At 56.7% G+C, this 12,534-nt stretch carries 13 protein-coding genes; 8 read left to right on the top strand and 5 right to left on the bottom strand.

Going from position 1 to position 12,534, the window contains the following annotated elements; translation table 11 throughout:
* The first annotated feature begins 1 nt into the window (after position 1).
* Positions 2 to 985 (top strand): iminosuccinate reductase BhcD, encoded by a 984-nt coding sequence (gene bhcD, locus AC2FI8_RS09945; protein WP_496778799.1) that lies wholly within the window; start codon positions 2 to 4, stop codon positions 983 to 985.
* Positions 986 to 1,040: 55 nt separating this feature from the next.
* On the opposite strand, the gene AC2FI8_RS09940 is transcribed toward bhcD, so the two are convergent.
* Positions 1,041 to 1,826 (bottom strand): inositol monophosphatase family protein, encoded by a 786-nt coding sequence (locus AC2FI8_RS09940; protein WP_496738164.1) that lies wholly within the window; start codon positions 1,824 to 1,826, stop codon positions 1,041 to 1,043.
* 96 nt (positions 1,827 to 1,922) lie between these two features.
* Entirely contained in the window at positions 1,923 to 2,828 is a 906-nt protein-coding gene (locus AC2FI8_RS09935; protein ID WP_496738331.1) for a LysR family transcriptional regulator, read from the bottom strand.
* 94 nt (positions 2,829 to 2,922) lie between these two features.
* Between AC2FI8_RS09935 and metF the strand changes: the two genes are divergently transcribed.
* Entirely contained in the window at positions 2,923 to 3,789 is an 867-nt protein-coding gene (gene metF, locus AC2FI8_RS09930; RefSeq protein WP_496724099.1) for a methylenetetrahydrofolate reductase [NAD(P)H], read from the top strand.
* A gap of 170 nt (positions 3,790 to 3,959) precedes the next feature.
* Entirely contained in the window at positions 3,960 to 4,610 is a 651-nt protein-coding gene (locus AC2FI8_RS09925; protein ID WP_496778797.1) for a J domain-containing protein, read from the top strand.
* Positions 4,611 to 4,660: 50 nt separating this feature from the next.
* Here AC2FI8_RS09925 and AC2FI8_RS09920 read toward each other — a convergent pair whose 3' ends face one another.
* Positions 4,661 to 5,179, bottom strand: a complete 519-nt coding sequence (locus tag AC2FI8_RS09920) for a YHS domain-containing (seleno)protein (protein ID WP_058275938.1) — start codon at positions 5,177 to 5,179, stop codon at positions 4,661 to 4,663.
* Between the two features lie 250 nt (positions 5,180 to 5,429).
* On the opposite strand from AC2FI8_RS09920, the gene yghU reads away from it, so the two are divergent.
* Positions 5,430 to 6,308 (top strand): glutathione-dependent disulfide-bond oxidoreductase, encoded by an 879-nt coding sequence (gene yghU, locus AC2FI8_RS09915; protein WP_496769015.1) that lies wholly within the window; start codon positions 5,430 to 5,432, stop codon positions 6,306 to 6,308.
* A gap of 42 nt (positions 6,309 to 6,350) precedes the next feature.
* Here the strand turns inward: yghU and AC2FI8_RS09910 are convergent, their stop codons facing one another.
* Entirely contained in the window at positions 6,351 to 7,139 is a 789-nt protein-coding gene (locus tag AC2FI8_RS09910) for an SseB family protein (RefSeq protein WP_496769017.1), read from the bottom strand.
* Positions 7,132 to 7,719 (bottom strand): uracil-DNA glycosylase family protein, encoded by a 588-nt coding sequence (locus AC2FI8_RS09905; RefSeq protein WP_496778795.1) that lies wholly within the window; start codon positions 7,717 to 7,719, stop codon positions 7,132 to 7,134. Before AC2FI8_RS09905 ends, AC2FI8_RS09910 begins: the two co-directional genes overlap by 8 nt.
* Before the next feature lie 230 nt (positions 7,720 to 7,949).
* Between AC2FI8_RS09905 and AC2FI8_RS09900 the strand changes: the two genes are divergently transcribed.
* Genes AC2FI8_RS09900 through AC2FI8_RS09885 form a run of 4 tightly spaced genes read left to right on the top strand, consistent with a single transcriptional unit; the run spans position 7,950 to position 12,511 of the window.
* Complete coding sequence (locus tag AC2FI8_RS09900) at positions 7,950 to 8,609, top strand: ABC transporter ATP-binding protein (protein ID WP_282151737.1); 660 nt, start codon at positions 7,950 to 7,952, stop codon at positions 8,607 to 8,609.
* A complete protein-coding gene (locus tag AC2FI8_RS09895) occupies positions 8,587 to 10,161 on the top strand; it encodes a KpsE/RkpR family capsule polysaccharide export protein (RefSeq protein ID WP_496778793.1) in 1,575 nt (524 codons plus the stop codon). The genes AC2FI8_RS09900 and AC2FI8_RS09895 overlap by 23 nt, the downstream gene beginning before the upstream one ends.
* 5 nt (positions 10,162 to 10,166) lie before the next feature.
* Positions 10,167 to 11,000 (top strand): 3-deoxy-8-phosphooctulonate synthase, encoded by an 834-nt coding sequence (kdsA, locus tag AC2FI8_RS09890; RefSeq protein WP_496778791.1) that lies wholly within the window; start codon positions 10,167 to 10,169, stop codon positions 10,998 to 11,000.
* Positions 11,001 to 11,014: 14 nt separating this feature from the next.
* Positions 11,015 to 12,511, top strand: coding sequence for a phosphomannomutase/phosphoglucomutase (locus AC2FI8_RS09885; protein ID WP_496778789.1), 1,497 nt, complete (start codon positions 11,015 to 11,017; stop codon positions 12,509 to 12,511).
* Positions 12,512 to 12,534 lie beyond the last annotated feature (23 nt).

The following is a 12,534-nucleotide window of genomic DNA, read 5'->3' as shown; positions in this document are numbered from 1 at the left end:
TATGACCACGCAAGATGGCCTGCTGATTGTGGGCGAAGACCTATGCGAACAGCTGGTGGGCCGCCAACAGGCCTTTGACGCGGTTCAATCCGTGTTTGGTGCGATGGCCAACGGCGGGGCACGGAACTTTCCTGTCGTTCGCGAGGCACTGGGTTATGCCGATGCACTGTATGGGTTCAAATCCGGTTTTGATCGGGATGGGCAGGTTTTGGGCGTTAAGTCCGGCGGCTATTGGCCGGGCAATGCCGAACAAGGATTGACCAATCACCAATCCACGGTGTTTCTGTTCGATCCCGACACGGGGCGGCTTTCGGCATTGGTGGGTGGCAACTACCTAACGGCCGTGCGAACAGCGGCTTCATCAGCGGTTTCCATCGCACAACTTGCCCGAAAAGACGCCAAAGTGCTGGGCATGGTTGGCGCCGGACATCAGTCGGCCTTCCAGCTACGCGCCGCCGCTGAACAGCGGGACTTTGAAAAAGTTGTCGCCTGGAATCCGCACCCAGACATGCTGCCGCGTTTGGCGGCTGTCGCCGAGGAAATCGGACTGGAATTCGAAGCCGTCAGTCAACAAGAGCTGGGTGCCCAATCGGATGTCATCATCACCATCACTTCGGCGTTCGAGCCGCTATTGATGAAAGACTGGATCAAACCCGGAACGCATTTGGCCTGTATGGGCACAGACACGAAAGGCAAGATGGAGGTCGATCCGGCGTTGGTCGCCTCGGCCACCGTTTTCACCGACGAGGTCGCCCAATCCGCGACGATTGGCGAGGCACAGCACGCCATGGGAAGCGGGGCTTTGACCGAAACACAAATCACCCCAATTGGTGCAGTCATCAACGGCGATCACCCCGGGCGGACCAGTGCTGACGAGATCACCCTGTTCGATGGAACTGGCGTGGGTCTGCAGGACCTCGCTGTTGCATCCGTCGCGGCGCGGCTGGCGGACGAAGCAGGTCTGGCGCAACGCGCGACCCTCTGAAAACAAAAAAGCGCGCCTCAATCGGGGCGCGCTTGCGGAATTGCTATATGGCCGGTCAGCCTCGGATCACCTTGGAAAACTGATCGAAAATCGGCTCGTTCGAACAGATCACTTCACCGTCTTCCAAAACGTTGCCTTCAGGGTTTAGCGCCTGAACAAATCCGCCCGCTTCTTGGACGATGATGATTCCGGCGGCCACATCCCAGGAATTCAGGCGACGCTCCCAAAAGCCTTCGTAACGCCCCGCTGCCACATAGGCCATGTCCAGCGCGGCGGCACCCCAGCGGCGTACGCCAGCACAAGCAGGCATCAGACGCGCCAGATCCTGCAGGGTCGCAGGCAGGTCCGAACGGCCACCAAAAGGCAGGCCGGTCGAGAAAACCGACTCGATCATCCGATGACGGCCCGACACGCGGATACGCATGTCGTTCATCCAAGCACCCTCGCCTTTTTCGGCAAAGAACATCTCATCCTTGGCAGCGTCATAGATAACACCGGCGACGATCTTGCCCTTATGTTCCAGCGCGATTGAGATCGCCCAGTGCGGCAGGCCGTGCAAGAAGTTCGTGGTGCCGTCCAGCGGGTCGACGATCCAGCGGCGGGTCGGGTCTTCGCCGTCAATGGCGCCACCCTCTTCGGCCAGCCAGCCGTAGGTCGGACGTGCGCCCAGCAGTTCTTCTTTCAGGATCGCCTCGGCAGCAATGTCAGCTTTGGACACAAAGTCGCCTGCGCCTTTCATCGACACCTGAAGGTTCTCGACTTCACGGAAATCCTTGACCAAAGAACGCCCCGCCTTTCGCGCGGCTTTGATCATGATGTTGAGGTTTGCGCTGCCAACCATTGTCCAAAGGCTCCTGTCCGGTCAAACCGCGCGTATACTGATGCAAAGCGCCCTTGCCAAGAGGAATGATGCGCATAGCAGACCCGCGTTTTTTGCCTATTGCTCTTGCAGCTTGCGCGCCTCGGTCCCGGCCAGATGGATCAGCTCTTGCACAAAGGGTTTTTCCAGGTCCTCGCTGCGCACTGCCGCATATAGCCTGCGGGTGATGCCGTCCTTGGTCAGGGGGCGGGTGACGTAGTCGGAATTGTACTTCACTTCGCGCACAACCCAATCAGGCAGCACCGATACACCGCGGTTCGACGCAACGAGCAAAAGGATCACTGCAGTCAATTCGACCTGCCGGATTGCGGCCGGCTCGACCCGCGCGGATATCAGCAACTGGCTGAACACATCCAGCCGGGTGCGCTCGACCGGATAGGTAATCAGGGTCTGACCACGGAAATCCTCGGCCTCGATGAACTCTTTCTGCGCCAGCGGGTGGGATGAGGCAGCAACAAAAACAGCGTCATAGTCAAACAGTTCAATGAATTCGATGCCTGGCAGGTCCTCTGGATCGGACGAAACGACCAAATCGACTTCTTCTTTTTGCAGCGCAGGCAGGGCGTCAAATGCCAAACCCGGGCGGATATCGACGTCCACGTCACCCCAGGATTTCCGGAAAGATTCAAGCACCGGGAACAGCCATTCGAAACAGGCGTGACATTCGATCGCGATATGCATCCGCCCCGTGCGCCCATCCCGAAGCGACGAGAATTCCTGTTGTGTGGCCTGAACTTGCGGCAAAATCTGTTCGGCCAAACGCAGCAGACGCAGTCCGGCCGCTGACAGTTTCATCGGCTTGGACCGGCGCAGGAACAATTCAACCCCCGCCTGATCTTCCAGCCCTTTGATCTGATGGCTCAACGCCGATTGCGTGATGTTAAGTTGATCCGCCGCACGGGCAAGCCCACCGCATTCGTGGATCGCCTTGATCGTGCGCAGGTGGCGGAATTCGATATGCATTGCAGTGATACTCATGTTGTTCTTGAATAATATGAGTTTGTCTCACATTGCCCAAACTGGCACAAGATCCTTGTACCAATCAAATGAGGCCGTGATGACCAAGCCAGAAATTTCATTCGAGTTCTTTCCGCCCAAGACGCTCGAAGCCTCGTTTCGTCTTTGGGACACGGTTCAGACTCTGGCCCCGTTAGAGCCGCGATTTGTCTCGGTCACCTATGGTGCGGGTGGCACAACGCGGGAACTGACCCGCGATGCGGTGGCGACCCTGCACAAATCCTCGGGGCTGCCTGTTGCTGCGCATTTGACATGTGTTGATGCCTCGCGGCAGGAAACGCTGGAAATCGCGGATACTTTCGCGCGGGCGGGCGTACAGGATATCGTAGCCCTGCGCGGTGATCCGCCAAGCGGTCAGGATCGTTTTGAGCCACACCCCGAAGGTTTTGCAAATTCGGTTGAACTGATTTCGGCCCTGGCTGAGACCGAGATGTTCAACATTCGAGTCGGCGCCTACCCCGACATTCACCCCGAGGCACAAAATGCCCGCACCGATATTGAGTGGCTCAAGGCCAAACTGGATGCAGGCGCAGATGAGGCCCTGACCCAGTTCTTTTTTGAGGCCGAGACGTTTTTCCGGTTCCGGGACGCCTGCGAAAAAGCCGGCATCGACAAGCCTATCGTGCCCGGCATCCTGCCGATCGAGAACTGGAAAGGTGCACGCAATTTCGCCAAACGATGCGGCACGCGCATTCCCCAATGGGTCGAACAGGCGTTTGAAAAGGCCGTGCGCGACGATCGTGAGGATTTGCTGGCTACAGCATTGTGCACCGAGCTGTGCTCGGACCTGATCGACGGGGGCGTGGACAAACTGCATTTCTACACGCTGAACCGGCCGGAATTGACGCGTGATGTGTGTTTTGCCCTTGGCATAACGCCGAAAACTGATCTGCAAAACGTGGCCTGAATGGGGCTCGGGAAAAGGGCGCCTTCACCGGCAGGAATAAAACTGAGAACAATTGCTGCGCACTGCCGCAATTGTTCCTGCAGGCACTTCAATTTTATGTGAAATTTGACAAGTTCGCAGTCCTGTTCAAACTGGGACAGTAACATTTTTTGTAATGAGTATTTTGGGTTATGGAACCTGCTGACAAGATCAATGCCCGCACAGAGGCACTGTATGCGCTAGGGTTAAATCAAAGCGCTACCTCTGATGAAATCAGAAACGCCTGGCGAAACATTGCGTTTCATGGGCACCCTGACCAAGCCGAAGGCGATAGTTCTGGATTTACACGCGCCAAAGAAGCCTATGACCTTCTGCGCAAGGAAGGGCTGGCCGGGAAAGGCACCGGGCTGAGGAAACCGCTGCGTCCAAAGCTGCGGCGACGCGTTGTTACGTTGGAAGCAGCTGATATTAACGCATGCCGCGCTTTATTGAATACTGCATTGCCAGACCGATCAGAAGAGATCGAAACACCCGAATCCGAGCTTGCGTGCAAATCAGACCATGTTCCGGATGCGGTCGGGTTTTTCGGACGCCATTTGACGTTCTTTGTCTCGACGCCAGTCTACGAAGGGGCAAATCGTGTTGCTCTGCCAACGTCAGTTCTGGCCGGGTCGCGCCGAACGGAAACAGAGGTTTTGAATTTCCAGTCGAACGATTCCGGCGGCGGCGAGGTTGTTGTCCCCGACGCGATCATTACCCGGACGTTCCCCGGTGCCAAAAGCGTTCGCATTCGGTTCGATGCCGATCAGCAGATGCGGGACGAATTCTCGTTTGCGCATTGACGAAAAAGCCCGGCTGGAATGAGCCGGGCTTTGGTTTGGCGAGTGGCCACCTAGTTTGAAATCGGGCCTTCCGAAGTGAATTTCGGGATCACGCTGGAGGATGCGCCATCGGGTTCGATCCCCGGCCAGTTGCCTTCGGCGAGGTTGATATTGCCGGGCACGTCTTCTTCCCAGAAACCGACGACGACATCGGTGATGTTCAGATAAAGCTTGTCATCGACGATCCGCCACAGGTTCGGGTTCGCAGGGACTTTGCCGCCCTTCGAAACACCGTATGCGCAATGTCCGTCATATTGCGGTGCGTAGAAGGCTGGATTCTCCTGAAATTTGTCGCGGTTCTCTTCAGACGAAAATGCCCAGGTGGCACCATTGTATTCCGCAGTGATGTCTGCACGGCCGCGTACAGGTGCTGGCTGAGATTGGCCAACCGCAACCTGATCTAGGCCACGGTAGGCGACGACATCGTAGCCGGACACGGCGAACCCGGTGCCGTCAATATACTGGTCACCAGCAAAGGCCGGAGCGGCAAGGGTCAGTGCCGCGGCTACAGTCAGGGCAAAACGTTTCATGGTGGTAAGTCCTTTTGTCCTCGGGGTTGTTGATTTGCCCGAACTTGCGGGTCTGAATATACAATAGGCAATTCAGATCGCTTGCGAAGTCCCCCTCGCGTCGCTGTGACGTTGAATGAGAATTCGTGAGATGTCGGGTGAGGATTGTTACAAAAACGCTGCGCTCTGCGGGGTTGGACTCGGTGCTTTGCAACATTAGCTGTAGTGATGGACGGACAATTCACGTGCACTTTGCGAAGAAAGGCAAGAAATGAGCGAGCAACCGACCTATACGCCCCCAAAGGTCTGGACATGGGACAGCCAGAATGGCGGCCAATTTGCCAACATCAATCGCCCAATCGCTGGCGCCACTCACGACAAGGATCTGCCGGTTGGACGGCACCCGCTGCAACTATATTCGCTGGCCACCCCCAATGGCGTCAAAGTGACCGTGATGCTGGAGGAACTGCTGGCGCTGGGTCACGAAGGTGCCGAATACAACGCATGGCTGGTCAATATCGGCGAAGGCGATCAGTTCAGCTCGGGCTTTGTCGGGGCCAACCCTAATTCGAAAATCCCCGCTCTTTGGGATCGCTCAGGCGACAAGCCGACACGCGTGTTCGAAAGCGCGTCGATCCTGTTTCATCTGGCCGAAAAGTTTGGTGCGTTTTTGCCAGAGTCCGGACCGGAACGTGCGGAAGTCATGAACTGGGTCTTCTGGCAAATGGGCAGTGCACCCTATTTGGGCGGCGGATTTGGCCATTTCTACGCCTACGCGCCGGAAAAGTTCGAATACCCGATTAACCGCTTCACGATGGAAACCAAGCGTCAGTTGGACGTTCTCGATCGTGAACTGGCCAACAAGACGTATATCGCAGGCGAGGATTACACCATCGCGGACATGGCGATCTGGCCCTGGTATGGTCAACTGGTTCTGGGTCGCCTGTACAGCGCCGCGGAATTCCTGGATGTCGAATCGTACAAAAACGTCATGCGGTGGGCCAAGGCCATCGACGCGCGCCCTGCCGTACAGCGTGGCCGCATGGTCAACCGCCCATTCGGTGAGCCACATACCCAGCTGCACGAACGCCACGAGGCCAGCGATTTCGAAACCCGCACCCAGGACAAACTGGAAGCTGCTGCGGAATAATCCCCAAAGCCCCGCAGATCCTTCGTGCGCGGGGCTTTTTTCCTATTTTAGAATGGGTGGCTTATCCGGGTTGCTGCCAGGTATCGTCTGCGCGACAACACGAGCCTCTGGCTGCGGCAGATCGAACCGCAAACCAACCCGCGCCAATGAGGCAGCTGCCTGATCGTGCGCTCCGAAGAACCCGACATCCATTGCCCCTGCCTCAATCCCGGAAAACGTCAACGCCTCGGACGTGGCTTTAGCGAGTGCGGGCTCGGCGCCTTCGACAGCACCAATGAACCCAAGCAGGTGCCCGGAACCGCCGCCTTCGGACTTCGTTCCCACCAGATATGCGGCTTCAGCCAATCCAACGGCCGTGGCAAGTTTCGCATCCAGTGCGGTCAACAAATCGTCGGGCAGACCCGCAGGGGGCAAGAACTCTGCCAACCGTTGCTGAACCTCCTCTGGTCCATGCTGCAGAGTTTCCGCCAGCCAACCCAGCGCCTCGGACGGGATCAGCATAGAGGACGGCGCAACTTCGAGGTTGAGGCCCAGCCCGATCCCCTGCCCCGCCAGCATGGAGGACAACACCCGGCCCGACAACGCCACATAAGGAACAGGACGTTCGGCAAACCGCGCTAACCGGTCCTCTCGGTCAAAGGCCAGCACGAAGCGTCCATCAGCGACGTCAAACAACTCGGGCGAGATATTTTCGCCCTTCGCCTCTTCCGTCAGCATCAGAAACAGCTCGCTGTCGGCAAGCCGTTCGAAGAAACGCAATCGCGCTGAATCATCGTTTGGGGCGGCAGCCATTGCGGTGTGGGCAGTGTCCAAAGCGGTGGTTTCAGTCATTCAGAACCTCTTGCACCCGCGCACGCAGAACCGGCAGAAGGTCGGTCTGGAACCACGGGTTTTTCTTCATCCATGCCGTATTCCGCCACGAGGGATGAGGCAAGGCAAAGACGCGCGGCGCATGGTCCCGCCAGTTGCGAACCGTTTCCGTCACCGAGCTGCGCACATTCAGGTGGTATTTATGAGCATGCCCACCCACCAAAATAGTCAGGGGCATCTCCCCCAGCGTTTGCATGACTTTGTTGTGCCAGGTTTTGCCGCACACAGGGGGGGGCGGCAAATCCGCCTTGCGCGCATCATAACCCGGAAAACAAAAAGCCATCGGCACGATTGAAACCCGTGACCGGTCGTAGAACACGGCTTCATCCACCCCAAGCCAATCCCGCAAGCGATCTCCGGACGGATCGGTAAACGGCCGACCCGATTCATGCACCCGTGCACCCGGAGCCTGACCGGCGACCAAAATCGGCGTTCCCGGCTGAAACCAGACCACCGGGCGGGGCTGATGGGCGGTCTCTGTCGCGGCAAATCTATCCACGCAGATTCGGCAGGCCGAGATTTCTTTCTGTAGCGAATTCATCAGATGGCAAGGTTTCCTGCATCAAATTGGTTGACGGTCATCTTGAAAGATAGTCAACGCAATGCGTGGGTCCAACCGATGGAAAAGTCACAATACTAACAGCACACGTGCCAGTGGATTGATCATTGCCACCAAAACTCGACATAATATGGCCCACATAAAACGTAGGATAACAACCCGATTACCGACACATCCGGTAAGATTAACAAGGTGCAAGCAGCAGGCCCTCAATGCTTGAGTTTGAGAATGTTAGTAAGTCCTTCTGGACCGGGACACGCCGCAAGGTGATCCTGGACAGTGTCTCGTTTCGGGTCCAACTGGGCCGTTCGATTGGCATTCTTGCACCTAACGGAACCGGCAAGACCACCTTGATCAACATGATGGCAGGTCTGGAAAAGCCCGATGAAGGCGTGATTCGAAAGTCCTGCCGGGTATCTTTTCCTATGGGTTTCACCGGAGGTGTCGCAAACAAACTGTCCGCCCTGGAAAACGCGCGCTACGTCGCCAACATCTACGGGATGGACCCCGATTATGTCGAAGCCTACTGCAAATGGCTATGCGGATTGGGGGAGTATTTCGACCAACCCCTGGCCACTTATTCCAGCGGTATGAAGGGGCGCTTTACGTTTGCTTTGATGTTAGCTCTGGATTTCGACATGTACCTGATTGACGAAGGCATGCCGGCGTCGACTGATGTCGAATTCAACAGGAAGGCCGGCGACATCCTTCGGGAAAAACTACGCACGACAACATTGGTGATCGTGTCACACAGTCCCGCCGTGCTGGAGAAATTTGCGCAAGAGGCTGCCGTTTTGATGGATGGCCAGCTTTATATGTTCGACACCTTGGAAGAGGCAAAGCAGCTATATGACTACCAAACCCAAGGCTAGCATCTACAACTGGCGCCGCAAACGCCGCAATGCGGGAACGGAAGAAGACCGCGCTGACGCCATTTCGCGCATTCGCAACGCGACGCGGCCACCCGCTGCGGCCAATGACTCAGAGTCCATAACCGAGATTGACGCCATCAAAAACGAGGGGCTGACCGGGCGCCAATTGCGGATGGCACGCAGACTGGCGCAGAAGAACGGGCTGGAGGCGACTTCGGACTATGATGCGGTGCGTTTGCTACGCCAAAATGGCATCGATCCGTTTCATCGCGCCAATTTGCTGGGGATGGCGGGTGAAACGACGCAGACCGAGGATCAGACCAAGGACAAGGTCACGATTCATTTGCCGCAAACGGTCAGCGAAGGTGGAAGGACCCTGCCCGGGCCCGAGATGTCCCCTACGCAACGGCGAGAGTTTGAAATTGGCGAGATACAGAAAGACATCGCCCGCCGCCGCCGTCGCAAACTGCTTGCCCTGTTTGCCCGCCTTGCGGTTTTCGTCTTCCTGCCCACCTTTATTGTCGGGTTCTATTTCTACCGCGTGGCGACGCCCATGTATGCCAGCGACTCGGCCTTCTCGATCCTTCAGGCGGACGGCGGAGGGGCATCGTTTGGCGGGTTTTTGGCGGGCACACAATATGCCACCGCGCAGGATTCTGTCGCCACACAGGAATTCCTGGAGTCCAAGGATGCCTTGCTGAGGCTAGAGCGTGACATGGGCTTTGAGGAAATTTTCAAGCAGGAGTGGATCGATCCTATTCAACGGCTTTCGCCGGACGCCACGCTGGAAGAGGCCTACAAGCTCTTCCGACGCATGATCACCATCGGGTACGACCCGAGCGACGGCATTATCCGGATGGAAGTCGCGGCCCCTGATCCGCAGATTTCGGTGGCCATCTCTGACCGTCTTCTGTCCTACGCCGAAGAAACCATAAACGGGCTTACAGAACTTAAGCGCGAAGACCAGATGCGCGATGCGCTGGATGGTTTTGAAATGGCCCAGCAGGAACGCAGAAAAGCGCAGGAAGATCTGATCGAACTTCAGATTCAAGGCGCGTTGCTGGACCCTCAGAACGTCATCGCCAGCTTGCGTGGCCGCATAGACGCCATGGAAACGCAGATTCAGGACAAAGAACTACAATTGGCCGCATTGCTGGACAATCGTCGTCCGAACCAGGCCAAGGTGGATGGTGCCCGTGCGGACATCGCGCGATTTGAGGCTGTTTTGGCAGAACTTAACGCGGAAATGCTGGATGTGTCTGCAGGCGAAAACTCGCTTGCCCGGCTCAGTGTACGAATTCAAATGGCGCAGGCCGATCTTGTTGCCAGGGACATGATACTGCAGACAGCTATGCAGCAAATGGAAACCACACGGACTGAAGCAAACCGCAAAGTGCGCTATCTGACGGTGTCCGTAAGACCGGTGCCAAGTCAGGAACCCACCTATCCGCGCAAGTTCGAAAATACGATTTTGGCTTTTCTGTTGTTTGCTGGTATCTACCTGTTGATCTCGCTTACCGCGTCGGTCCTTCGTGAACAGGTATCCTCGTAAGACACATGAAACATGTAAAAATCTCCGACCTCACGGTCGGCAATGATCTGCCTCTGACGGTCATTGCCGGCCCCTGTCAGCTTGAAAGCGCGGATCATGCGCAGATGATCGCAGGCAAAATGAAAGAAGCCTGTGATGCCGCCGGTGCGCAGTACGTTTTTAAGGCCTCGTATGACAAGGCGAACCGCACCTCAATTTCAGGTGTCCGTGGACCCGGAATTGCCAAAGGTCTGGACATTCTGGATGGTGTGAAAAAACAAATTGGGGTACCTGTCCTGACTGACGTACATACGCCAGAGCAATGCGCAGACGCGGCCAATGTCTGTGATGTTTTGCAGATTCCCGCGTTATTGTGCCGTCAAACCGACCTGGTGTTGGCCGCAGCCCAAACAGGCGCGGCGATCAATGTCAAAAAAGGGCAATTTCTGGCACCATGGGATATGGCGAACATTGTCGCCAAGATCGAGAGTGTTGGTAACTCGAATATTCTGCTGACTGAACGTGGCACCTCGTTTGGGTACAACACCTTGGTGACAGATATGCGCTCGCTCCCGCAGATGGCGGCGACAGGCTATCCGGTTGTGATGGACGCAACCCACTCGGTTCAGCAGCCTGCAGGGCTTGGAGGTTCGACCGGCGGTCAGCGTGAATTTGCTCCGGTGATGGCACGCGCGGCTGCCGCCATAGGCGTCGGTGCTGTGTTTATTGAAACACACGAAGACCCGGACAAGTCTCCGTCAGACGGGCCTAACATGATCTATCTGGACCAAATGCCTCAATTGATTGACACTTTGATGCGCTTTGATGCATTGGCCAAAGCCAATCCTATACAGATTTGAGTAAGAGCAATAGCATGACCAAACCCATCCCCGAGGTGACCCCGAACACCTGGAGTTTTCTGCGCGATCCGATGATCAAGCCAACCGGTTTTCGCGAATATGACGCGCGCTGGAAATACCCGGAAGAGATCAACCTGCCCGGCATGACCGCGCTTGGCTTGGGTCTGGGCACACAGATGCGCAAGCGTGGGATCGAACCGGTGATCGCGGTGGGCAACGACTATCGCGACTACTCGCTGGCGATCAAGAATGCGCTGATCCTGGGGCTGATGCAGGCTGGCATTCAGGTCAAAGATATTGGCCCTGCGCTTAGCCCGATGGCCTATTTCGCGCAATTCCATCTGGATGTGCCCGCCGTAGCCATGGTCACAGCCAGCCACAATCCGAACGGCTGGACCGGGGTGAAGATGGGCTTTGACCGCCCGCTGACCCACGGCCCCGATGAGATGTCGGAATTGCGTGACATTGTCCTGAACGGCGAAGGCGTCACCCACGACGGTGGGTCCTACGAATTCGTCGAGGGCGTAAAAGAAGCCTATATCGACGATCTGGTCGGTGATTTCAAAATGTCCCGTCCCCTGAAAGTCGTATGCGCAACCGGAAACGGAACGGCTTCGGCCTTTGCACCTGAGATTTTCCAGCGCATTGGCGTCGAAATGGTGCCCAGCCACACCCAATTGGACTATACTTTCCCCCACTATAATCCCAACCCCGAGGCTATGGAGATGTTGCACGACATGTCCGCCTCTGTGAAAGCCAGCGGCGCCGATCTGGCTCTGGGCTTTGACGGCGACGGCGATCGCTGTGGTGTTGTGGATGATGAGGGTGAGGAGATCTTCGCCGATAAGGTCGGCGTGATCATGGCCCGCGATCTGGCCAAATTGTATCCGAACTCGACGTTTGTGGCAGATGTGAAATCCACTGGTCTGTTTGCCAGCGACCCTGAATTGCAGGCCCTTGGTGTCAAAGCGGATTATTGGAAAACCGGCCACAGCCACATGAAGCGGCGGGTCAAAGAGATCAACGCGCTGGCCGGCTTTGAGAAGTCTGGTCACTACTTTCTGGCTGAACCTATCGGGCGCGGCTACGACTGCGGGATGCGGGTTGCCGTTGAAATCTGCAAGCTGATGGATCGCAATCCGGATCAAAGCATGTCGGACCTGCGCAAGGCGCTGCCTAAAACCTGGTCGACGCCGACCATGTCGCCCTATGCAGCCGACACCGAGAAGTATGACATTCTTCAGCGGTTGGTCGACAAGCTGGTTGCCAAGGCAGATGCCGGAGGTACCTTTGCCGGTCGCGCGATCAAAGAGGTTGTCACCGTCAATGGCGCTCGTGTCATTCTGGACAATGGCAGTTGGGGTCTGGTTCGCGCATCCTCAAACACTCCGAACCTTGTCGTGGTCTGCGAAAGCAGCCAGAGCGAGGACGAAATGCGCGCAATCTTTGCCGATATCGACGCGGTCATTCGCACGGAACCCGGTGTGGGCGACTACGATCAAACCATCTAAGCGCTACTGCGTTTCGGGGCACC

Source organism: Ruegeria sp. CDSB029 (genome assembly GCF_059611125.1).
The sequence above is the reverse complement of the archived record's forward strand: the minus strand, read 5'-3'. Positions and strand labels throughout refer to the sequence as shown.